The sequence below is a fragment of the Pseudomonas sp. FYR_7 genome (assembly GCF_043106155.1).
Taxonomy (GTDB): domain Bacteria; phylum Pseudomonadota; class Gammaproteobacteria; order Pseudomonadales; family Pseudomonadaceae; genus Aquipseudomonas; species Aquipseudomonas parafulva_B.
Genome location: NZ_JBICMI010000047.1, coordinates 113,809 through 136,680 on the forward strand (window position 1 = coordinate 113,809; position 22,872 = coordinate 136,680).

19 protein-coding genes are annotated in these 22,872 nt (G+C 63.7%); 5 read left to right on the top strand and 14 right to left on the bottom strand.

Annotated elements, in window-relative coordinates:
* Positions 1-2: 2 nt before the first annotated feature.
* From ACF8R3_RS11285 to ACF8R3_RS11295, 3 genes are read right to left on the bottom strand one after another with little or no spacing between them, the layout of a single operon-like run.
* Positions 3-323 carry a hypothetical protein gene (locus ACF8R3_RS11285; RefSeq protein ID WP_058637574.1) on the bottom strand — a complete coding sequence of 107 codons (321 nt, stop codon included), beginning with the start codon at positions 321-323 and terminating at the stop codon, positions 3-5.
* Positions 320-1,684, bottom strand: coding sequence for an acyclic terpene utilization AtuA family protein (locus ACF8R3_RS11290; protein ID WP_392515612.1), 1,365 nt, complete (start codon positions 1,682-1,684; stop codon positions 320-322). Before ACF8R3_RS11290 ends, ACF8R3_RS11285 begins: the two co-directional genes overlap by 4 nt.
* A complete protein-coding gene (locus ACF8R3_RS11295; protein WP_196136251.1) occupies positions 1,685-2,977 on the bottom strand; it encodes a CitMHS family transporter in 1,293 nt (430 codons plus the stop codon).
* A gap of 129 nt (positions 2,978-3,106) precedes the next feature.
* Here ACF8R3_RS11295 and ACF8R3_RS11300 point away from each other — a divergent pair, with 129 nt between their 5' ends.
* Positions 3,107-3,979 carry a LysR family transcriptional regulator gene (locus ACF8R3_RS11300; RefSeq protein ID WP_058637571.1) on the top strand — a complete coding sequence of 291 codons (873 nt, stop codon included), beginning with the start codon at positions 3,107-3,109 and terminating at the stop codon, positions 3,977-3,979.
* A gap of 322 nt (positions 3,980-4,301) precedes the next feature.
* Here the strand turns inward: ACF8R3_RS11300 and ACF8R3_RS11305 are convergent, their stop codons facing one another.
* From ACF8R3_RS11305 to ACF8R3_RS11325, 5 genes are all read right to left on the bottom strand, one after another.
* The gene (locus tag ACF8R3_RS11305; RefSeq protein WP_058605618.1) at positions 4,302-6,134 is read right to left on the bottom strand and encodes an ABC transporter ATP-binding protein; all 1,833 of its coding nucleotides are present in this window, start codon (positions 6,132-6,134) and stop codon (positions 4,302-4,304) included.
* A complete protein-coding gene (locus ACF8R3_RS11310) occupies positions 6,127-6,759 on the bottom strand; it encodes a DsbA family protein (RefSeq protein WP_058637570.1) in 633 nt (210 codons plus the stop codon). Before ACF8R3_RS11310 ends, ACF8R3_RS11305 begins: the two co-directional genes overlap by 8 nt.
* A 3-nt stretch (positions 6,760-6,762) precedes the next feature.
* Positions 6,763-7,695, bottom strand: coding sequence for a rhodanese-related sulfurtransferase (locus tag ACF8R3_RS11315; protein WP_078478918.1), 933 nt, complete (start codon positions 7,693-7,695; stop codon positions 6,763-6,765).
* Between the two features lie 217 nt (positions 7,696-7,912).
* Complete coding sequence (locus tag ACF8R3_RS11320) at positions 7,913-8,209, bottom strand: BolA family transcriptional regulator (RefSeq protein ID WP_058637568.1); 297 nt, start codon at positions 8,207-8,209, stop codon at positions 7,913-7,915.
* Between the two features lie 8 nt (positions 8,210-8,217).
* A complete protein-coding gene (locus ACF8R3_RS11325; RefSeq protein WP_058605622.1) occupies positions 8,218-8,742 on the bottom strand; it encodes a DUF2059 domain-containing protein in 525 nt (174 codons plus the stop codon).
* A 154-nt stretch (positions 8,743-8,896) separates the two neighbouring features.
* On the opposite strand from ACF8R3_RS11325, the gene ACF8R3_RS11330 reads away from it, so the two are divergent.
* A complete protein-coding gene (locus ACF8R3_RS11330) occupies positions 8,897-10,291 on the top strand; it encodes a class II fumarate hydratase (RefSeq protein ID WP_058605623.1) in 1,395 nt (464 codons plus the stop codon).
* Positions 10,292-10,424: 133 nt separating this feature from the next.
* On the opposite strand, the gene ACF8R3_RS11335 is transcribed toward ACF8R3_RS11330, so the two are convergent.
* Together ACF8R3_RS11335 and pap are read right to left on the bottom strand one after the other, a co-directional pair.
* Positions 10,425-11,387, bottom strand: coding sequence for a DMT family transporter (locus ACF8R3_RS11335; RefSeq protein WP_167339277.1), 963 nt, complete (start codon positions 11,385-11,387; stop codon positions 10,425-10,427).
* A gap of 182 nt (positions 11,388-11,569) precedes the next feature.
* Positions 11,570-13,063, bottom strand: coding sequence for a polyphosphate:AMP phosphotransferase (gene pap / locus ACF8R3_RS11340; RefSeq protein ID WP_058637566.1), 1,494 nt, complete (start codon positions 13,061-13,063; stop codon positions 11,570-11,572).
* A gap of 130 nt (positions 13,064-13,193) precedes the next feature.
* Here pap and mnmC point away from each other — a divergent pair, with 130 nt between their 5' ends.
* The 3 genes from mnmC to ACF8R3_RS11355 all read left to right on the top strand — a co-directional run bounded on the left by mnmC (position 13,194) and on the right by ACF8R3_RS11355 (position 17,808).
* The gene (gene mnmC / locus ACF8R3_RS11345; RefSeq protein WP_196127572.1) at positions 13,194-15,164 is read left to right on the top strand and encodes a bifunctional tRNA (5-methylaminomethyl-2-thiouridine)(34)-methyltransferase MnmD/FAD-dependent 5-carboxymethylaminomethyl-2-thiouridine(34) oxidoreductase MnmC; all 1,971 of its coding nucleotides are present in this window, start codon (positions 13,194-13,196) and stop codon (positions 15,162-15,164) included.
* Positions 15,165-15,272: 108 nt separating this feature from the next.
* Positions 15,273-15,680 carry a DUF2946 family protein gene (locus tag ACF8R3_RS11350; protein WP_196121852.1) on the top strand — a complete coding sequence of 136 codons (408 nt, stop codon included), beginning with the start codon at positions 15,273-15,275 and terminating at the stop codon, positions 15,678-15,680.
* A 76-nt stretch (positions 15,681-15,756) separates the two neighbouring features.
* Positions 15,757-17,808 (top strand): TonB-dependent receptor, encoded by a 2,052-nt coding sequence (locus ACF8R3_RS11355; RefSeq protein ID WP_392515613.1) that lies wholly within the window; start codon positions 15,757-15,759, stop codon positions 17,806-17,808.
* 41 nt (positions 17,809-17,849) lie between these two features.
* Here the strand turns inward: ACF8R3_RS11355 and ACF8R3_RS11360 are convergent, their stop codons facing one another.
* From ACF8R3_RS11360 to ACF8R3_RS11375, 4 genes are read right to left on the bottom strand one after another with little or no spacing between them, the layout of a single operon-like run.
* On the bottom strand, positions 17,850-18,869 hold the full coding sequence (locus tag ACF8R3_RS11360) for an iron ABC transporter permease (RefSeq protein ID WP_058637562.1): 1,020 nt from the start codon (positions 18,867-18,869) through the stop codon (positions 17,850-17,852).
* A complete protein-coding gene (locus ACF8R3_RS11365; RefSeq protein ID WP_392515614.1) occupies positions 18,866-19,834 on the bottom strand; it encodes an ABC transporter substrate-binding protein in 969 nt (322 codons plus the stop codon). Before ACF8R3_RS11365 ends, ACF8R3_RS11360 begins: the two co-directional genes overlap by 4 nt.
* Positions 19,831-20,616 (bottom strand): ABC transporter ATP-binding protein, encoded by a 786-nt coding sequence (locus ACF8R3_RS11370; RefSeq protein WP_078478923.1) that lies wholly within the window; start codon positions 20,614-20,616, stop codon positions 19,831-19,833. Before ACF8R3_RS11370 ends, ACF8R3_RS11365 begins: the two co-directional genes overlap by 4 nt.
* 45 nt (positions 20,617-20,661) lie before the next feature.
* The gene (locus ACF8R3_RS11375) at positions 20,662-22,800 is read right to left on the bottom strand and encodes a TonB-dependent receptor (RefSeq protein WP_392515615.1); all 2,139 of its coding nucleotides are present in this window, start codon (positions 22,798-22,800) and stop codon (positions 20,662-20,664) included.
* Between the last annotated feature and the right edge of the window lie 72 nt (positions 22,801-22,872).

The window sequence follows — 22,872 nt, forward strand, 5'->3', positions numbered from 1 at the left end:
TGTCAGAGTTCGAGGTCCAGCAGTGCCGCCCCCAGCGCCTTGCCATGGGCATCCAACGCCAGCGATCGGGTCACACCACCGCGCAGGATCCCGGGCAGCACGAAGTTCAACGCCCCGAGCTGCGCCAACTCGTACCGGCGAACGGGGGGCCCTGCCGGGTCCAGAAGTTCGGCAAAGTGGGCCGTGACGCGCGCTACCGTGAGCCACTGGGCCAGGCGCGGGTAGTCAGCAGAATCAAAGGCGATTACCGAGATGTTCGACGTGTCGCCCTTGTCGCCGGTACGGCTGTGGGCTATGTCCCGCAGTTTTGTCGGGGTACTCATGCCATCTCCTCCAGATGCACCTGCAAGGTCACCGCGTCCCTGGGCAGCAACAGCGAAGCCACCGCCACTACCTGACGCACCGACTTGCTCGCCCCACCGCCGCCATAGGGACCATTGGTATAAAGGGTTTCCACCTCGTTGCCGATGCGCACCGCATCGCTTTTGGAGACGCAGCGCGCCACCACACGCAGCCGCACCTCCCAGGGTTCGCCCTGGGCGCGCTGGCCCAGGTCATCACCGTGCAGGGCACTGACGCCAATTAGATCGCTGCGGATGTCCTCGCAGGCCACACCGGTCAGTTGCAGTCGCTTGCGTACGATGGCTTCGGCCAGGCGCCCGCGGGCTACTGCACCAGGGCCGCCATAGGACATCTGCCCTTCGCCGATCCAACCGTCGAGAAAACCCACCGACACCTTCAACGCCTCCGGGCGCGCGCGCCCATCAGCGCCCTGCACCCGGACCTCATCCTGGGCCAGGGCCTGAAACGCCACCTGGCTGAAATCAGCGGTCACATCGGGCGTAAGGTAAGCGGCCGGGTCATGGACTTCGTACAGCAGTTGCTCAGTACAGGTAGAAGTATCAATGCGCCCGCCGGAACCGGCCACCTTGCTGATCACCGCATGGCCCGTTGCATCGATTTCGGCCAGTGGGAAACCGAGGCGGTCGAGGTCGGGCACCTCCTTCACACCGGGATCGGCGAAGTAGCCGCCACTGATCTGCCCTGCGCATTCGAGCAGGTGCCCAACCAGGGTGCCGCGCCCGAGCAACGTCCAGTCGTCCTCGCGCCAGCCGAACTCGAACAGCTGCGGCGCGAGAAACAGCGACGGATCGGCCACCCGGCCAGTGACCACAACGTCGGCATCGGCCTGCAAGGCCTGCACAATGCCTGCTGCGCCCACATAAGCGTTGGCTGAAATCAACCGGTCGCCGAGCTCAGCCAGGGTGGCGCCGTTGTCGAGGGTCTGTTCGGGCCGTTGCTGCAAGGTGGCGAGCACATCGTCGCCGGTCAGCGCCGCTACCTTGATACCAGGCATACCGAGTTCAGCCGCAATGCGGCGGATTTCACTGGCCGCGCCCAGTGGGTTGGCCGCCCCCATGTTGGTGATGATGCGCAGGCGCCGCCGCGTGCCGTCGGCCCCTGTGCCTACATAGGGCAGCACGCGGCGCATGCGCTCGCCCAGCAGGGGGTCGAAACCACCGTGCGGGTCGAGCAGCCGCGCTTGCTGCGCCAGGGCGATGGTGCGCTCGGCCAGGCACTCGAACACCAGGTAATCCAGTTCGCCCTGTTGCGCCAACTCGATGGCCGGCTCGATGCGGTCGCCCGAGTAGCCGGCGCCAGCGCCGATGCGTATGGTTTTCATCTAGAAAACTCCAATGACCAAGGCGGTCAAGGTCATCAGGACCGAGGCCGCGAACAGGAAAGGGATGGTAAAGCGTTGGTGATCGGCCAGTTCGATCTTGCACAGGCCGACCAGCAGGAAGGTCGCGGGGGTCAGTGGGCTGACCGGAAAGCCCGTGGTGTGCACACCCAGAAGCGAAGCCTGGGCCACTTGCATCGGGTCCACGCCCAAGGCCCTGCCCACCTCGGCGACCACCGGCATGATGCCGAAATAGAACGAATCCGGGTCGAACAGCAGGCTCAAAGGCATGGACAGAAAGCCGACCACCGCAGGAATCAGTTGGCCGTGCCCTGCGGGAATCTGCCCCACCGCCACCTCGGCCATGGCCTTGAGCATGCCGGTGCCTTGCATGATGCCGGTGAAGACCCCAGCGGCCAGAAGAATGCTGGCCATGGTCAGGGCGGTCTTGGCATGGGCGTCGATGCGCGCCCGCTGCGCGTCCACGTTGGGGTAGTTCAGGCACAAGGCAAGCACGGTGCCGACCATGAACATCACCACCGGGTCCACCACCCCTGCGATCATGATCCCCATCACCACCAGGGTCAGCAGCAGGTTCGGCCAGAACAGGCGGGGCTTGCGCAGCTCGCGCTCGGCGTCGGTGAGCGTACGTTGGTGCGGCGTGACGTCGAGCTGGTCGCGGCCCAAACCCAGGCGCCGTTCTTCGCGGCGCCCAAGCCAGTAGGCACAGGCGAAGACGAAGATCAGCCCGACGATCTGCACCGGAATCAGCGGCTGGAACAGGTCGGCCACCGGCACGTGCAACGCTGCCGATGAGCGCAGCACCGGGCCGGTCCAGGGCAGGAAGTTGACCCCGGCCGCCATGGCCGTGACGCAGGCCAGAATGCGCTTGTCCATGCCAAGGCGCGTGTACAGCGGCAGCATCGCCGGAATGGTCACCAGGAAGGTCACTGCGCCCGAACCGTCCAGATGCACCAGCAAGGCCAACAAGGCCGTGCCCATGACGATGCGCGTCGGGCGTGTGCCGACGCGCTTGAGGATGCGATCAATGATCGGGTCGAGCATGCCGGCGTCGGTCATGATGCCGAAGAACAAGATGGCAAAGACGAACATGCCCACGACCGGGGCGACGTTCTTGATGCCGGTGATGATGAAGCCGCTGGTTTGCAGGCCGAAGCCGCCGAGCAGCGCCGCGATGATGGGCAGGGCAATCAGGGCGACCAAGGGGGAGATGCGCTTGCTCATGATGCTCACGAGCATGCACAGGATAGTGGCGACACCGAGGGTGGCGAGCATGGGGTTTCCTCTTCGGCCTCTGGTTCGCGATTACGAGAGAAGGCCCTGTTGTTGTTTTGCAAGAGTAATAACAACGGCGTTAGGCTCTGTGAATTGAAATATTCGGCAGGCCACGTTCGGAAAAACAAAATGAAAAATGCGATCCAGCTCATCCGCGCGTTCCTGGCCGTGGCGCAAACCGGCAACTTTTCCAAAGCGGCCGTGGCCTTGAACCTGTCGCCTTCGGCGCTCACCGTGCAGATTCGCCAACTCGAAGACTGGCTCGGGGTGACTTTGCTCGAACGCAGCCCGCGCCACGTTGGCCTGACCGCTGCCGGTCAGCATGCATTGCTGCCGATGGAAAAGTTGCTGCTCGACCTGGACAACATCGTCGAAGCGGCCCGCGACCATGCCACCTCCCGTCGGGGCGTACTGACCATCGCGGCCCTGCCCTCACTATGCTCGGGGCTGCTGCCAGGCGTGGTGCAGCGCTTTCGCGAACGCTTCCCCGGCATCGAGGTCCGGCTGCGCGACGTGGTAGCCCAGCGCATCGATACGCTGGTGCTGGAGCAAGAAGTGGATTTCGGCCTGGGTGTACAGGCGCGGCCTACCCAGGGGCTGGCGTTCAAGGCCCTGCTCGAAGATCGCCTGTGCCTGTACGTGCCGCACGACCACCCCTTGGCCAGGCGGACAGCGGTGACCCTGGCCGAAGCGGCGGCATACCCCATGCTGCTGACCGGACGGGACAGCAGCGTGCGCAACCTGGTCGAGCGGCTGTTCGCCGACGCGCGCCTGCCCCTGGCGGCAGGGCTTGAAGCCAATTACATGTCGACGGTGCTGGCCCTGGTGCGCCAGGGCCAGGGTGTTGCATTGTTGCCCGAGTCGGCCGACGAGGGCCGTGACGAAGTGAGCAAGGTGGTGGTGGATCATCCGGGCGTGGTACGCGAGATCGGCGTCATCACGCGGGCCGAACAGGTGATGGCGCCGGCCGGTGTGGAATTCCTGCGATTGCTCAAGCCTTAGACTGGGTGTGAAAAGCTCGAGAACTCGGTTTGATGTTGTTCGTTTAGGGCCGCTACGCGGCCCATCGCGGCACAAGGGCCGCTCCTACACCCAATTCGGTAGCTTTCAAGTACGGTGCAAAGACAGTGGCTGCGCAGGTAGGGCTACACGATCTCGAGTGACACGGGCCCCTATAGGAGCGGCCTCGCCGGGGCGCCGGACCGGCCGCGATGGGCCGCGCAGCGGCCCTAACGATCTTAAGTGAACCGCATTACGATACTCGGTGAGGTTGTGTTACAAGCAGCCCCGCCTGACCGTCGTCCCAAGCCACTTCTCACAGCCCTTAGATCTGCTGCAGGTGCCCATACAGTTTGGCGTACAACCCACCCTCGGCAATCAGCTGCTGATGGTCACCGTCCTCTGCCACATGACCGCCGTCGAACACCAGCACCCGGTCCGCCTGCTTCACCGCCGACAAGCGGTGGGCAATGATCAGTGTGGTGCGGCCTTTGAGAAAACGCGCCAGCGCCTGGTGCAGGTTGTACTCGGTGGCAGCGTCCAGCGCCGAGGTGGCTTCGTCCAGGATGACTACCTTAGGCTCGGCCAGCACCATGCGTGCAATGGCCAGCCGTTGACGCTGGCCGCCGGACAAGCGTACGCCCGAGCGCCCGACCACGCTGTCCAGCCCGTGAGGGAGCGCGGCGATGGTGGCGTCGAGCTGGGCGATCCGTAATGCCTGCCAGCAGGCATCGTCGGTGCAGTCCCGGCCCATGGTCAGGTTGGCCCGCACGCTGTCGTTGAACAGCGACGGATGCTGCAACACCACCGCCACCTGCTCACGCAGGGTTTCCAGGCCGATTTCCTGCAGGGTGGCACCACCGAAGCGAATGGTGCCTGCATCTGCGCTGTACAGCCCGAGCAGCAGCTGCACGAGCGTGCTCTTGCCGCCCCCGCTGGCGCCGACAATGGCCACCTTCTCACCGGGTGCGATGGCCAGGTTCAGGTTGTCCAGCACGGGTTCGTCGGCGTAGGCAAAGGACAGGTCCCGGACCTCGATGCCCACCGTGGCGTGCCCGGCGAAGGGGTCACTGGCCGCCGGGTACTGGGGCTCGTCGGCGCGTGCCAGCAGCTCATTGAGGCGATTGAGCGCGCCGCCCGCGGCATAGTAGGCATATTGCAGGTTCAGCAACTGCTCGACCGGGCCGATCATGAACCAGAGGTAGCTGAAGACGGCAAGCATCTGGCCGATCGACAGGTCCGAGAACAACACCGTCAACATGGCCGCTGCGCGGAAGATGTCGATGCCGAACTGGAACAGCAGCCCGCTGGCACGGCCGCTGGCGTCGCTCTTCCACTGCGACTCCACGGCGTAGTCGCGCACCTCGCGGGCCTTGACGCCCAATCGACCGAGGAAATAGCCCTGACGGTTGCTGGCGCGGACCTCCTGGATGGCATCGAGCGTTTCGGCCAGCGCCTGGGTGAAGCGTGCCGTGCTGTCGTTTTCGAGCTTCTTCAGGTGCTTGACCCGCTTGCCCAACTGCACCGTGAAGTAGATGACCAGCGGGTTGAACAACAGGATCAGCAGCGCCAGTTGCCAGTGCATCCACAGCAGGATGGCGGCCGTGCCGGTGAGGGTGAGCATGGCGACCAGAAAGCGACTGAGGGTCTCACCCACGAACTTGTCCAGGGTGTCCAGGTCGGTGACCAGATGCGTGGTGACCGTGCCGCTGCCCAGGTTCTCGTACTCTTTCAGGGAAATACGCTTGAGCCGTTCGATCAGGCGAATGCGTAGCCGGTAGACGATGTCCTTGGCCAAGCCGGCGAACAGCCTGGCCTGGATGACGTTGAACGCCAGTGCCGCCAGGCGCAGGCACAAGGTCAGGCACAACATCAGGCCGATATAGCCCGCTGCGACCTGCCAGCCAGACGGCAACAGCTGGTTCATCCACTTGAGCGCGGCATCGCCATGCCCGAGCAGCACTTCATCCACCAGCAGCGGCAGCAACAATGGAATCGGGACACTGCAACACGCTGCCAGCACGGCAATCAGGTTCGCCGTCCACAGCTGCTTTTTATGGTGCAGGGCAAGGCGCCGGATTTCCGACCAGCTCAACCGGTCGGCCGAGCCCACCGGCTTGGACGGCGCCGGGTCGGGCGACCCGGGCACATCAAGCACTGGCGGCCTGCTGCAGCCAGCGGCCAAGCAACGGTTGCAGACGCTCGAGCGGCTGATACCCGTTGGTCAGCAAGGCCAGCTGACCGTTGCGCTCAGCGAGCAAGGTCGGGAACCCTGCGATGCCCAAGCCCTGGGCCCAGGCGAAATCCGCCGCAGTCGCAGCGCGGGTTTCGGCGCGGGTGAATGCCTCGGCAAACAGCCCGCGCGCGAAACCCGCCTGCTCGGCCAGCTCCACCAGATGCGGGGCGGTGGTCACGTCATGAGCCCCTTCATAGAACGCAGACTGTATGGCTGCCAGCAGGGGCCAGAGGCGCTCGCCGTCCAGCTCGCGGGCCGCTACCAGTGCCCGGCAGGCCGGTTCAGTGTCGTAGACAAAGCCGTCGGGCATGGCGCCCTCGAACGTGAAAGGCTGCCCCGTTGTTTCGGCCACGGCCTGCCAATGCTCGAGAATGTACTTGCGGGTGGCGCCGTCCAGCGCGGCACTGCCACTGCGCAGCCCGCCGACTACCAGATGGGTCGGCACGCCTGCCTGATTTGCCTGATCGATCAGCGCACTGGCCACCGGGGCGAAGCCCCAGCACCAGGAACACATCGGGTCCATCACGTAGATCAGGCGCGCAGACATGGATCAAGCCTCGGCTTTGTAGTTGTGGCCAATCGGGTGTGGCAGGTTGCGGGCCTTGGCCAGCTCGATCTGCTTCTGCCGGTCGATGGCGCTGCGGCGGGTCTTTTCGCTCAGCGAATCCCAGCAGTGCGGGCAGCTTACACCTGGCGAATAGTGCTCCGAGGCACGCTCCTGGGCATTGATCGGATGACGGCAGGCGTGGCACTGGTCGTATTCACCCTCGCTCAGGTCATGGCGAACCGTGACGCGGTTATCGAACACGAAGCAGTCGCCCTCCCACAGGCTTTGTTCCTCAGGTACCTCCTCGAAGTACTTCAGGATGCCACCCTTGAGATGATAGACCTCCTCGAAACCTTCACCGAGCATATAGCTGGACGCTTTTTCGCAACGAATGCCGCCGGTGCAGAACATGGCGACCTTCTTGTGGCGGGCTGGGTCGAAGTTGGCCTTGATGTAGGCGGGAAATTCGCGGAACGTTTCGGTCTTGGGGTCGACGGCCCCTTTGAACGTGCCGATGGCCACTTCGTAGTCGTTGCGCGTATCGACCAGCAGTACCTCGGGGTCGCTGATCAGCGCGTTCCAGTCCTTGGGCTCGACGTAGGTGCCCACCGCCTGGTTGGGATCGACCCCAGGCACGCCCAGGGTGACGATCTCTTTCTTGAGCTTGACCTTGGTACGGTAGAAGGGCTGCTCGTCGCAGTACGACTCCTTGTGGTCGATGTCCACCAGGCGCGGGTCGCTGCGCAGCCAGGCCAGCAGGCCGTCGATGCCTTCGCGGGTGGCTGACACGGTGCCGTTGATGCCTTCATGGGCCAATAGCAAGGTGCCTTTGACGTGGTTGTCGAGCATGGCCTTGAGCAGCGGCTCGCGCAGTTCGACGTAGTCTTGCAAGGTGACGAACTTGTACAGCGCCGCGACGACGATAGGGTGGGACATGAATCGGGTTCTCCAGGTGGTTGCCCTCGTAAGGGGCAGACCGGGCTACACAATGAACAAAGGGCCGCTGCACGCCCACCGCAGGCACGCCTGCCGCTTCAGGTGCCCGGTGCGTCAACGCAGGGGGTTTACCTGAAGCAGCTGGGGGACCTGCGATGGGCTGTGCAGCAGCCCCTTTTTGGGATGAAGCGGATTCTACCAGAACAACAGCAAGGTTTCAGTGCCCGCCGCCGGCGCATACAGGCGATGCCGGCGCACTGCCGACCTGCGCCCACTCATCGCCGGTATAGGTGTGGATGGCCAGCGCATGAATCTGGCCCATCAGCTCACCCATGGTCGCGTACACCTTCTGATGCCGCTTGACGCTGTTCAGGCCTGCGAACACATCGCTCACGATCACCGCCTTGTAGTGGGTCTGCTGACCACGGCTGTGCATGTGGCTTTCATCGAGCACCTGCAGGTGCTGAGGCGTCAGGCTTGCCAGTTGCTGTTCGATACGCTGTTGCATGTTCATGGCCGTGCTCACTTCTTGGCTGGCGCGGCTGCCTTGCCATAGTTGGGGTCCAGCTGCTTGGTCATGTCTTCAAGCAGCTTGTTGACCACCGGCACCGCAGGTTCGAGGGTCTGCTGGGTCAGCTGAGCCGATTGCTGGGTGACCTTGGGCATCTCGCGCAGCACCTTGCGGCCAAGGGGCGACTCGTAGAACTTGACCAGGTCCTTGAGTTCTTGCTCGGTAAAGGTCTGGGTGTACAGGTCGACCATCTTGGGCTTGAGCTTGTTCCAGCCGATGGCGTTGTCCAGCGCGGCGTTGGCCTTGGCCTGGTAGCTTTCCAGTACGGGCTGCTTGGAGGCAGGCGCCTTGGTCTGGGCGAAGCGCTGGGCAAACATCTGCTGCACTTGCATGTACACCGGCGTGCCCAGTTTGTCGGCATTGGCCAGGGTCAGGAATTTCTCGGCAGCGGCGTTGTGGCTGGCGGTGGCGGCCAGGACCTGGCCACTGGCGCAAGCCAGGGCGACTGCAGCACAGAGGACACGAAGACGGGTCATTGCATTTCCTTCAGGAGGGGGGAGGCGGTACCTCAGAGCGAGCATTCTGCGCCCGCCAGGGCGAGCTGCTCAAGTAGCACGACAGGCGATTGAACCGCCAGGTCGCATGAGGGCCTAAACTGCTGATTCTGACTGACAAGGGAGTGAATGCAGCATGAGCCGTATCGAAACAGACAGCCTTGGGCCGGTCGAAGTTCCTGAGCACGCCTACTGGGGCGCCCAGACCCAGCGCTCGTTGATCAACTTTGCCATCGGCCAGCAACGCATGCCGCTCGCCGTGCTGCATGCCCTGGCCCTGATCAAGAAAGCCGCTGCCCGCGTCAACGACCGCAACGGCGCCCTGCCCGCCGACATTGCCCGGCTGATCGAGCAGGCCGCCGACGAGGTCCTCGATGGCAAGCATGACGATCAATTCCCACTGGTAGTCTGGCAGACCGGCAGTGGCACGCAGAGCAACATGAACGTCAACGAGGTGATCGCAGGTCGCGCCAACGAACTGGCCGGCCAGGTGCGCGGCGGCAAGTCGCCGGTGCACCCCAACGATCACGTCAACCGCTCCCAGAGCTCCAACGACTGCTTCCCCACCGCCATGCACATCGCAGCCGCCCAGGCCGTGCACGAGCAACTGCTGCCGGCCATCGCCGAGCTGTCCTCGGGCCTGGCCGAGTTGTCGGCCCGTCATCATCGCCTGGTCAAGACCGGGCGCACGCACATGATGGATGCCACGCCGATCACCTTCGGCCAGGAAGTCTCGGCATTCGTGGCGCAGCTCGATTATGCCCAGCGCGCCATCCGCGCCAGCCTGCCGGCGGTGTATGAGCTGGCCCAGGGCGGCACGGCGGTGGGCACGGGCCTCAATGCGCCCCAGGGCTTCGCCGAAGCCATCGCTGCCGAGCTGGCTGCCTTGTCCGGGCTACCCTTCGTGACCGCGCCCAACAAGTTTGCAGCGCTGGCCGGGCACGAGCCGCTGACCAGCCTGGCTGGGGGGTTGAAAACCCTGGCGGTGGCCTTGATGAAGATCGCCAATGACCTGCGCCTGCTCGGGTCAGGCCCCCGTGCGGGATTGGCCGAGGTGCGCTTGCCCGCCAACGAGCCCGGCAGCTCGATCATGCCCGGCAAGGTCAACCCGACCCAGTGCGAGGCGCTGTCGATGCTGGCCTGCCAGGTGCTGGGCAACGACACCACCATCGGCTTTGCCGCCAGCCAGGGGCATCTGCAGCTGAACGTGTTCAAGCCGGTGATCATCCACAACCTGCTGCAGTCCATCGAATTGTTGGCAGACGGTTGCCGCAACTTCCAGGAGCATTGCGTGGCGGGCATCGAGCCAGATGCCGAGCAGATGGCCGCACACCTGGAGCGGGGGCTGATGCTGGTGACGGCACTGAACCCGCATATCGGGTACGACAAGGCTGCCGAGATTGCCAAGAAAGCCTATGGTGAGGGCAAGACCCTGCGTGAGGCAGCGCTTGAGCTGGACTACCTGACCAACGAGCAGTTCGATGAGTGGGTAAAGCCTGAAAACATGCTGGCGCCGGGTGGCAAGGGTTGAGGGGTTGGGGGGCTGCCTGCGTGGCCCCTTTTTTTGGCAACGCCAAGAAGGCTTGCGCATTTGATGTGCAAGCAACTACCTTGCACCGCATCTGGGCCAGCTAAGTGTTACCCGCCCCCAACACCTAGGACACCTAGGACACTTGCGCCAGCCGGGCACGACGTGCCCGCCATCCCGCCACCAGCGAAGGCCCGAGCGCTACCAGCGCAGAGCCTGCCACCACGACCACGGCCCCTACATACCCCAACAGGTTGATCTGCTCGGCCTGCACATAATCAGGCCACGCCAGCGCAGCCAGTGCCACCGCCACGAACGTCACCAATGGCGTCAATGCCAGCGTCGCACTGACCCGGGAAGCCTCCCAATGCGCCAGGGCTTCGGCAAAGGCGCCATAGGCCACCAGCGTATTCAGGCAGCACGCCAGCAGTAGCCAGCCCTGTACGGGGCTCAGTTGCAAGACCTCCAGCGGCTGCACCCAAGGCGTCAGCAGCGCTGCGCAGCACAGGTAGATCACCATCATCACCTGCTGCGAATTCCACACCGTCAGCAACTGCTTCTGGCTCAAGGCGTAGAACACCCAGATACTGGTGGCCAGCACAATGGTGAGCACACCGGTGGTGTAGGCGCCAAGGGAGGTCAACAGCTCCTCCAGGCGCTGGTTGAAGAACAGCCCGAAACCTGCCAGCAGGATCAACAGCCCCACCCCCTGCCCCACGCTGAAGCGCTCGCGAAACACGAACACACTGGCCACCAGCAGCAGCACCGGCCCCAGTTGCACCACCAGCTGCGCGGTACCAGGGCTGAGCAACTTCAAGCCGATCAGGTACAGCACGTAATTGCCCATCAAGCCCAGCACCGCCACCCCAACCAGGCCCCTGCCCTTGGGCGTGAGCCGGCCGAACGACGGCAGGCGGCGGTTGGCCGTCAGCCAGGCGCACAGCAACCCACCGGACACCAGCAGGCGATACCAGGTCACCGTCAACGGGTCCATCACCTGCAGCACCTGCTTGAGCTTGATCGGCAGGATGCCCCACAGCAGTGCCGTCAGCAGGGCAAGCAGCAGGCCGTGAACCCAACGGCCGGAGGTGGTGTGCATGGTGTCCTCGATCAGATCCGTGGTGGGGGTGGCTGAATTCTACGGGGCTGCGCAGGCAAGCTGAGCAGCCCTGCCGGGAAAAGAATTCATCACGTCATTCTGTGGGGGCATGATACGGGCAACACGCCGGATCGCGGCTGTGCTGCCCAAGCCCACATTCATGTCAGGTGTACGAGCCCGGCCTACTTCTTGTGCTTGGCGAACGCCGCTTCCAGTGCTTCGTTGATGGTGCGCAGAACCTTGACCCGTGCCCAGCGCTTGTCGTTGGCTTCAACCAGCGTCCAGGGCGCGATCTCGCTGCTGGTGCGGTCGACCATATCGCCCACGGCCTGGCTGTAGTCGTCCCATTTGTCGCGGTTGCGCCAGTCGTCCTCGGTGATCTTGTAGCGCTTGAACGGGGTTTGCTCACGCTCCTCGAAGCGCTCGAGCTGGGTCTGCTGATCGATGGCCAGCCAGAACTTGACCACCACCACGCCCGCATTCACCAGTTGTTCTTCGAAGTCGTTGATTTCGCCATAGGCACGCATCCAGTCGGCAGGGCTGCAGAACCCCTCGACCCGCTCCACCAGCACCCGCCCATACCAGGAACGGTCGAAGATGGTGAACTTGCCACGCGCGGGAATGTGCCGCCAGAAACGCCACAGGTAAGGCTGCGCGCGTTCTTCTTCGGTAGGTGCGGCAACGGGCACGATCCGGTACTGACGCGGATCCAGGGCAGCGGCCACGCGCCGGATCGCACCACCCTTGCCCGCCGCATCATTGCCCTCGAAGGCTGCTACCAAGGCATGACGGCGCATGTGCTTGTGACGCAGCAAACCGGCCAGGCGCGCCTGCTCGGTGACCAGTTGCTCCTGATAGTCCGCCTTGTCCAGACGCAAGCTCAGGTCCAGGGCACCCAGCAGGCTACGTTGGTCGATGCTGCGTCCAAGCGGCGCGACATTGCCCACGTGCTTGCCCTTGGGGTTATTGGCCAGGGCCGCCTGCAAGCTGTCGAGCAGGATGCGCCCGACGGCCAGGCTGCGGTAATTGGGGTCAACTCCCTCGACGATGTGCCAAGGTGCGTAATCGCGGCTGGTGCGGCGCAACACACGTTCCCCAAAACGCACGAAGCGGTCGTAGGTGTGTGACTGCTGCCAATCCAGCGGGCTGATCTTCCAGCTGTGCAAGGGGTCGTCCTTGAGGGATTTGAGCCGCGCCTTCATCTGCTTCTTGGAAAGGTGAAACCAGAACTTGATGATCAACGCGCCTTCATCGCACAGCATCTGCTCCAGGCGTTCGGCACCGTTGATGGCCTGGTCCAGGACCGCGTCCTTCAACACCCCATGCACGCGCCCCTGCAGCATCTGGCTGTACCAGTTGCCGAAAAACACCCCCATGCGCCCCTTGGGCGGCAAGGCGCGCCAGTAACGCCAGGCCGGTGGCCGCGCCAGTTCCTCGTCGGTCTGCTGATCGAAGGTAAGCACATCGATCATGCGCGGGTCCATCCACTCGTTGAGCAGCTTGACCGTCTCGCCCTTGCCGGCCCCCTCCACGCCGTTGATCAGCACAATGACCGGAAAACGCGCTTGCTGCTTGAGCTCATACTGGGCCTCGAGCAGTGCCTGACGCAAGGCGGGTACCTCGGCGTCGTAGGTTTGCTTGTCGATGCTGTGACCAATTTCGGCAGATTCGAACATGCACGGGCTCCTTCAATGGATAGACAAGACTAGCGCAAAAGCCCACCTGGGTTGGGAGCTCGGGCTGCAAGAAAGCCCCAGTCATGCGACTATCGCCACTTCTTCAGTCGCTTGTCGCTGTGCACCTGCCATGACCGTAACTCCCCCGCTCCAGCACGCCCAGATCGACTGGGACGAACAGGGCCGCCCTCATTCGCGGCATTACGATGACGTGTACTTCGCCGTCAATGAAGGCATCGATGAAACCCGCCATGTGTTTCTCGGACAAACCCGCCTGGCTGAACGTTTCACTGCAATGGCGCCTGAGGCCTGCATGGTCATCGGCGAGACGGGCTTTGGCACCGGCATGAATTTCTACTGCGCCTGGCAACTGTTCGCGCAACACGCCCACGCAGATGCCAGGCTTCACTACGTCAGCGTCGAGAAATTCCCCCTGGCCCGCGATGACCTGGCCCGTGCCATCAGTCTGTGGCCGGAGCTGGCCGCCTACAGCCAGCCTTTGCTGGCCCAATACGTGGCGGTGCATCCGGGGTATCAGCAATTCACCTTCGACGGTGGACGCGTCACCCTCACTTTGCTGATTGGTGATGTGCTCGAGCAATTGCCGGAGCTCGACGCCCAGGTCGACGTCTGGTTCCTCGATGGCTTTGCCCCTGCCAAGAACCCCGACATGTGGACCCCGGCACTGTTCGCGCAACTGGCGCGGCTGTCCCACCCCGGCACCGTGCTGGGTACGTTCACCACCACCGGCTGGGTACGCCGCAGCCTCGTGGAGGCGGGTTTTGCCATGAAGAAGGTGCCTGGCATCGGCAAGAAGTGGGAAGTGATGAGCGGGGTGTATGTGGGCCCGACCCCTGCCCCTACAGCGCCCTGGTATACCCGCCCGCCGGCAGGGGATGGGCCGCGTCAGGCCGTAGTGGTGGGTGCCGGGCTGGCCGGCAGCTGCACGGCGGCAAGCCTGGCCCGACGCGGCTGGCAGGTCACGGTACTGGAGCGGCATGGGTCAGCGGCGCAGGAAGCGTCCGGCAACCCGCAGGGGGTGCTGTACCTCAAGCTATCGGCGCACGGCACGGCCTTGTCCCGGATGATTCTCGCCGGTTTCGGTTACACCCGCCGTCAGCTTGAGCACCTTCAGCGCGGCGAGGACTGGGACGCCTGCGGCGTCCTGCAACTGGCCTTCGACGACAAGGAAGCGGCGCGCCAGGGCAAGCTGGTGCAGGCCTTCGACCCCGGTCTTGTGCACGCATTGACCCAGGAGCAGGCCCAGGCCACTGCCGGCACCACCCTACCGGCAGGCGGGCTGTTCTACCCCGAAGGCGGTTGGGTGCATCCGCCCGCGCTATGCCGCCAGCAGCTTGAGCACCCCAACATCCGCCTGGTCACGCACCAGGAGGTCCTGTCGCTGCACAAGGTCGCCGGGCGGTGGCAGGCCTGGGCCGGTGACCAGTTGCTGGCCGACGCGCCGGTGATGATCCTGGCCAGTGCTGCCGAGGTCAAACGGTTCGAACCGTGCGCCGGCTTGCCGCTCAAGCGTATTCGTGGCCAGGTCACCCGACTGCCCGCAACACCCCAAAGCCGGGCGCTGGGCACCGTGGTGTGCGCGCAAGGCTACGTGGCGCCCGCGCGATGCGGCGAGCACACCCTAGGCGCCAGCTTCGATTTCCACAGCACTGACCTGACCCCCACAGCGGCCGAACATGAGGGCAACCTGGCGCTGCTGGAGGAAATTTCCCCAGACCTGTCCCACCGTCTTGGCGCGGCGGGGTTCGATGCGCAGGCGCTTGAAGGCCGCGTCGCTTTCAGGTGTACCAGCCCGGACTACCTGCCTATCGTCGGGCCTCTGGCCGACGACCACGCTTTTGCCCAGGCCTATGCAGCGCTTGCCCGGGACGCGCGACAAGTGCCGCAGGTGGCGTGCCCTTGGCTTGAGGGCCTGTACGTCAACAGCGGCCACGGCTCGCGGGGCCTGATCACGGCCCCGCTCAGCGCAGAACTGGTGGCGGCCTGGGTCTGCGGCGAACCGCTGCCGGTACCGCGAACGGTCGCCGAAGCCTGCCACCCCAACCGCTTTGCACTGCGGCGCCTGATTCGGGGCAAATAACAGGTGCCTCGCCCAGGCGGGCGCCCTGCGACAATAGGGCGCAGCAGCGACATTTCATACCTGATCGCGAATGAGGCTTAATACGGGCCTTGATCGCCTGGGGGTCAGATGACCGTACGTGCACGCTCACTTGTGTGTTTGCTTGCAGGCATTGCCGTGCTGTTCAACCTGCTGGCGATGCCGCTCGATCGTGCCTTGCAATCCCCCAGCATCGACAGCCAATCGCTGATTCTGGGAAGCTTTTGCAGCCTGCACGGTGCGCAGAGCTTGCCCAAGTCACTGCTGGCCCAGCTCAAGGCCGACCTGCCGCAACTGGACGATCAGCCGCCAATCAAGCATCAGGCGGGTGACTGCTGCTGTGGCCATGCCGCGCATGCCTTGCTGGCCAGCGACTACTATCGCCACCTGTTCCCCCGCTACTGGCCCGACGCACTGCTGCTCGGTGACAGCCACAAGCTGCCGTTGCCGCGTGAACAGTGGCCCAAGCTCAACCCCCGCGCCTCTCCCCTGGCCTGACCCGTCGTTGCTTACCCATTGCTGCCCCGCGACATGCGGCGCGCAGCGCTGCTCGACTGTCTTCAGGAAACACTTCATGTCTGCGTTTCGTCATACCGCACGCGCCGTCCTGCCCGTGCTCGCTGTTTATAGCCTCAGCCCTTTGTCATCGGTCATTGCCGAAACACGCGCTGCCGAGAACTCGACGCTAACCCTCGGTGCGGTCAGCGTGACCAGCACCGAAAGCGGCCCGCTGGCCACCAGCAGCGTGCTCAGTTCGGTGGATATTCTAGGCGGTGACATCCTCGAAAAAATGCCAGTCGCCTACAGCTGGGAGCTGTTGCGCAGGGCACCGGGGGTGATGCTCACCGAGTTCAACCAAGGCACCACCTCGGGCAAATTGTCGTTTCGCGGCTTCAATGGCGAAGGCGAAGTGAACGCGGTCAAGTTGCTGATCGATGGCATCCCCAGTAACACCAACGACGGCAACATGCCCTTCATCGACTCGGTGTTCCCCATGGACATCGACAGCATCGAAGTGGTGCGCGGCACCAGCGACCCGCGCTATGGCCTGAACAACATCGCCGGCAACGTCAATATCAACACCCGCACCGGCGGTAACTACAACAAGGCGCGCCTGCGCTACGGCAGCTTTAATACCCGAGAGGTGCAACTGGCCAAGGGCATCGAGACCAGCAACTGGACGCAGAACTACTTCTTCGCCCGCCAACAGGTCGACGGTTATCGCGACCACGCCGACACCGAACGCTACAGCTTCGGCGGCAAGTGGTTCTATACCCCTGACGATGGCAGCTACCGCCTTGGTCTGATCGCGCGCCACTACGAGTCCGAAGCCCAGGAAGCGGGCTACCTGACCGAGGACGACGCCCGCCATCATCCGCGCATGACCAATGACTACAACGCCACGGACAAAGGCACGCGGCGCATGAACCAGGTCAGCGTGCACTTCGACACCGACTTGGCCGACACCCTGTCCTGGTCGGCCAAGACCTACCTCAACACCTATGACGACCGTCGCTGGACCCAGTACTGGCGCACCAGTTCACAGCAGGAGCGCGACACCTACGAGGACCAGTACGGCGCCATCACCTCGCTGACCTGGCGACCACAGGTGGACTGGCTGCACGCCTTTGCGCTGGAAGGTGGAAGCGATGTGCAGAAGCAACAGAACCGCAGCGAGCGCTACCGTACCCAAGCGCGTGTACGCCAGGCGCAGACACGCGACCAGGACTTCGACTTCAACACAGTCGGTGCCTACGTACAGGCAGAGATCGAGCCGTTGGAGTCGCTCAAGATCGTGCCGGCCTACCGGGTGGACAAGATCAGTGGTGACTTCACCAACAAGATGACCGGACAGGGCTACGACATCAACGACTACGGGCTGATCAAGCAGCCCAAGCTCAGCATTGTCTATTCGCCATGGAAGCTTGCCAGCGTTTACGCCAACTGGGGCCGTACCTTCCAGGTCGGTACCGGTGCGGCAGCCTACAAGGTGCCGCCGCGCAACGAGGACCTGTCCCCTTCGATCAACGAAGGCTGGGAAACCGGCGTCAAGTTCACCCCGGCCAGCTGGGTCGATGGCCGTGTGGCCTATTGGCGTCAGGACGCCTCTGGCGAAGTGAGCCGGCGCCTGAACGACCCGAGTGGGGAGTCGGACAATGTCGGTGAGACACGGCGCTGGGGCTACGACCTGCAGGTCAACCTGCACCCGGATGAACGCACCGAGGTATGGATGTCGTACTCCTGGCAGTACTCCAAGATCCTTGAGCCCAGCAGCGCATTACCAGGTAGCAAGGGCCAGGAAATCGATCACGTGCCACATCACCTGTGGAATACCGGCATCAGCTACCAGGCTACTCCAAAGCTGCAGCTCACTGCCTGGGCGAACGGGCAGAGCAACTACTACCTGGAGCGGGAGAACACCCAAGGTACCTATGGCGGCTACGTGCTGATGAACCTCGGGGCGACGTACAAACTCAGCGAAACCATAAGCGCGGACCTGCAGTTGAAGAACCTGACCAACCGCTACTACGAGTATGTCTGGTACGACCCCGATGGGGCAGATGCGTCACTGCACTCACCCGGCGACGGCCGTGCGCTGTATGCAGGGCTCACCCTGGACTTCTGATGCAGGGCACGGCAAGCACCCCAGGGTGGCTTGTCGTGTCGTCACCGCTTGAGCAACAGCATGAAGAACACCCCGCCCAGCGCTGCGGTAGCAATGCCGATCGGCAGGTCTTGCGGTGCGATGAGGGTGCGGGCGGCCACATCCACCCAGACCAGAAACACCCCACCCAGCAGCGCACTGACTGGCATCAACCGCCGATTGTCCGCCCCCACCAGCAGGCGCGCTACATGGGGCACCATAAGGCCCACGAAACCGATGGCGCCCGACAGCGAAACCAGCACCCCGGTCAACAAAGAGGTGCAGATGAACACCTCAAGCCGCAGGCGCCGGCCACAGAAGCCCAAGCTGATCGCGGTCTGCTCGCCACTCATCAATGCATTCAGGCCGCGCCCCATCACTTGGAGCGCGCACAGTCCAAACAGCACGCACAGTGCCGGCAACCAGATGACCTCCCAGCGGGCAGCCCCCAGCCCACCCAGCATCCAGAACACCACCGAAGCCGCCGCGTGCTGGTCACCGGTATAGAGCAGCAGGTTGACCACGGCCATCAGCACGAAGGACACCGCCACCCCCGCCAACAGCAAGCGATCGCTTTCCAGGCGTCCGCCGCGGCGCGCCACGCCGATCACCAGCAGCATGCTCCCTGTCGCCCCCACGAACGCAGCCAGCGGCAGGCTGAGCACACCGACGAAGTCCCCGACGTAAAGCATCACCAGCACTGCGCCCAGCGCAGCGCCGGCGCTGACACCCAGCAAATGTGGGTCTGCCAGTGGGTTTCGGGTCACGGACTGCAGGGCCGTACCCACCAGGGCAAGCCCTGCCCCGACCAATGCGCCCAACAGTACACGCGGGGCACGGATGAGCCAGATGATGTGCGTCTGGCTCTTGCTGAGCGCAGGCCCCCAGTCGATGCCCATCTGTTGCGCGACGATCCCGATGACGTGGGTCAAGGGCACCGATGCCGGGCCAAATGCCAGCGACGCGACCAAAGACGCCACCAACAGGATGACCAGCACCACGGTCAGCCAGCCATAACACGCTGGGCTGCGCGCCAAGGTCATGGTGCCCCCGCTGCGAACAGCTTGGGATGCAAGGCGCGGGCGATTTTCTCCACGGCTTCGACGTTCTCAACCGAGGGGGTGACCTGCAGGTAGGTCAGTGGCACGAAGCGCTGCTCGCGGATGGCCCGTACGTCTTTCAACGCGGGCTGGTGCAACAGAAAATCACGTTTCTGCTGCCAGGTCCTGGGTCCGTAGTCGACGATCAGGATCACGTCAGGGTCGCGCTCTACCACGCTTTCCCAATTCACCTGGGTCCAGCTGGCGGCCACGTCGTCCATCACGTTCACACCACCGGCTGCGTCGATCAGTGCCTGCGGCATGCCCAGGCGCCCCGATGTCAGCGGGCGATCTTCGCCGCTGTCGTACAAGAAGACCCGTGGTCGGTGTTGCGCCTGCCCTGCCCGCGCTTGCACCCCGGCGATCCGCTGGCGCATCTGCCCGATCAGCGCTTGGGCCTGGCGCTGGTGATCGAACATGCGCCCCAGGTTATCCAGGTCGCGATAGACATCATCGAAGCTCGCACGTTGGCCGGACATGACCCAAGCGCAGGACTCGCTCAACTCGTAGACCGGCACTCCAAAGGGCGCAAGCGTCGCGGGGGTGACCGCCCCTCCCACGTGCATGCCATAGTTCCAGCCGGCGAAGAACAGGTCGGCATCGACCGCCAGCAGCGTTTCAATGGAAGGATAACGGCTTGCCAGTTGTGGCACGCCCTCCAGCGCAGCGTCGATCCATGGGTCACGGTGTTTACTGCGGGTGAACCCTGTGTAGCCGATGATGCTGTCTCGCAGCCCCAGGTGCAGCAGCATGGCGGTCATGTTCACATCGTGCACCACCACCCGTTTGGGGGCCTTGCTGAACGTCACCAGGCGCTCGCAACTGCGCACGTTCAGCGGGTACTCGCTGGCCGTGGCAGGCAGCGCCAGTAGCAGCGTTATCAGGGCGATCAGAAAGCGAGCGTTCATGGTCGGGTTATCCAGGTAATGCGTGGGTAAGGGTGCAGCGGATGAAGGTCGACCAGCGCCTGGACACCAAACACCTCCTGGATCAGTTCGCGGGTCAGCACCTGCTGGGGCGTGCCGCTGACAAGGATGCGGCCAGCGTCGATGACGTACAGCCGGTCACAGAATGCCGCAGCCAGGTTGAGGTCGTGGAAGCTGGCCAGGGTGCTCAGCCCCAGGCTGCGCAAATGCTGCAGAAGCCCAAGTTGGTAACGCGGGTCGAGGTGGTTGGTCGGCTCGTCGAGAATCAGCAGCTCAGGGGCCTGCACCAGTGCCCGGGCCAGCAGCACGCGCTGCTTCTCGCCTCCGGATAGCGAAGCGAACGTACGCTCGGCATGGCCTGCCAGCCCAACCAGCACAAGCGTATGAGCGACCCTTTGCCGGTCCTCGGGCGTGTCGCCATCAAACAGGGCTTTGTGCGGCGTGCGCCCCATGCTCACCACTTCGGCAACGCTCAATCCGAATTCGCCAGGAAACTCCTGGAGCACCACCGCGATACGCTGCGCACACCAGCGCGGGCTGCGTTGCCAGATATCGACACCGCTCACGCTGACCCTGCCTGCAGTGGGTTGCGTGGCGCGATAGGCGCAACGTAGCAGGCTGGTCTTGCCACTGCCGTTGGGGCCGACAAGCCCTACGCACTCACCGTCGTCCACATGCAGGTCCACGCCTTGCAGGATCTGGCGCACCCTGCGCCCCGCCTCGGGCACTGCCCAGTGCAGGCCTTCGATACTCAGTCGAGTCATCGGATTCACTCCAGCAAGCACCGGCCCGAAGGCCGGTGGGACGGATCAGAAACGGTAATCGGCCGTGACGAAGAAAGACCGTGGTTCACCCAGGTACCACTGCCGGCCGTTATTTTCGGTGGTGGTGGCGTACTGACGATCGAACAGGTTGTTGAGCTGCAGGCCCAAGGTCAGGTCCGGCTTCACGTGCCAGTCAACGTTGGCGTCGACCACGGTGTAGCTCGGTACCTGCACGGTATTGGCATTGTCCCCATAGCGGCTGTCGACATACCGCGCTCCAGCCCCGGCACTGAACAACCGACCAAAGTCTTTGCTCAACCACAGGTTGGCCGACCGCCGTGGCACATCGATCGGCCGGTTGCCGCTGTAGTCGCTGTTGCCACTGGCAAATTCGTCGTACTCGGCGCGGACCCAGGCGGCGTTGGCCGAAAGCTGCACACCGTAGGGCAGGCGCAACGCCAGGGTGGCCTCGATGCCGTCCGAAGATTGCTGGCCGACCTGTTGCTGGACGGTGGGGTTGAGTGGATCGGTACTCAGGAGTTTCTTCTTGACGATGTGGTACGCCGCCAGTGTCCACTCGCCACGGCCTTCAGGCAGCATCTGCTTGACACCGACTTCGGTCTGTTTGGCGGTACTCAGGTCCCAGCTTTGTTGCGCTGCACTGAGCGTCAGCAAGTTGCTCACGCCTTCGGTGCTGGTGGCGTACTGACCATAGAGCGAGAGGTCCTCGGTCAGCGCGAACACCAGGCCCGCCCGCCAGTTGTCGCCACTCAGACTGCGATCGGTGCGGGTATCGGTGTCCAGATCGTCACGGTTCAGGTGCACCTGATCATGCCGCACACCGGTGATCAACGACAGGCGCTGGGTCAGTTGCGTGCGGTTTTCGGCGAACAGGGAGAATTGCCGGGCCTGGTTCGCTTCGCGCGAGCGGTAGGGGTCGGTGCTGATGTAATCGCCGCCGCCCGAGCCCCATAGCGGCACGGTATCTGTGTAGGTGTTGCCAAAATCATGCTTGCGCACGAAGCGGATCGCGTTGTAGTCCGCGCCAACCACGGTCTGGCTGTCCAGGCCGAACAGGGTGTGCTGCAGGGTGAACGATTGGCGATCCCCAATCTGTTCCTGGGTCTGCTTGATGCTGATGAAATTGCTGCGCTGCACCTGGTCGCCCGGCAGCCAAGTGTAGCTTTCGGCATTTCGCCACCGGCGCTGGGCCTTGAGGAAATACAGCTGGTTATTGGCGGTGAGGTTGTCGGTGATCACCCAGTCCGTGACCAATCGAGTGGACTGATCGTTGTAATGCACCTCGGCGTCGGCCACGTTGTAGTTGTGGTCACGAAGCGATTCACGGTAATGCCCATTGACCAGCGGCGTACCGAAATACTGTTGCGGGTCCTGGTCACCGTAGTCATGGCTGAGGGTGACGCTGAAATCGTCGTTCGGCTGCCAGCGCAATGAACCGCTGACAGCGACGCTGGCTGACTCACCACGGTCGACCCAGCCATTGCTGTCCAACTTATTGAGATTCAGGCGATAACTCAGGGTATCGGTCAGCGAACCGCCGCTGTCCAATGCCAACTGCCGACGATCATTGGAACCGTAGCCCAGGCGAACATGGTTGCGAACATCGCCGTCGAAGGGCTTCTTGGGCACTACGTTGATCACCGCACCGGTGGCGCCCTCCCCGTACAACACCGAAGCCGGGCCGCGCAGCACGTCGATGCGTTCTACTGACCAAGTGTCCACGGGAAACGTGACGGTGCCGGCGCCCACGTACAGGCGGGTGCCGTCATACAGCTGCATGGTCGAACTGTGGCCGGTGAAGCCACGGGCCGAAAGCGCAGTGCCGCCGTTGCCAGGCGTGCCGACGAAAGTGATGCCGGGGGTGCGGGTCACCGCGTCCTGCACCGTGGCGTTGTTGCGCCCGAGAATTTGCTCGGCGCCGATGCGGGTGACGCTGGCTGGCGTTTCCAAGGGCGTGAGGTTCAGGCGCGAACCGCTGGTGCCAGGAGTGTGCAGGTCCACGGGAGGGTTCTGCTCGGCAGTGCCGGTGATGGCTGTGGCGGGCAATGCCAGCGCATGGACATCTTCGGCTGCCTGAATCGGGACGGCCATGCACACACAGGGCACCAGGCTCGCACCTAGCAACGCCCCTTGAGGGGTAAGAAAAACACAATAGCGGGACATATCTTTCCACTTGCAGCAGGAATGAAAGAATCCCGGAGGGAACAACGCATGGGGAACGCGCAGGCGCACGCG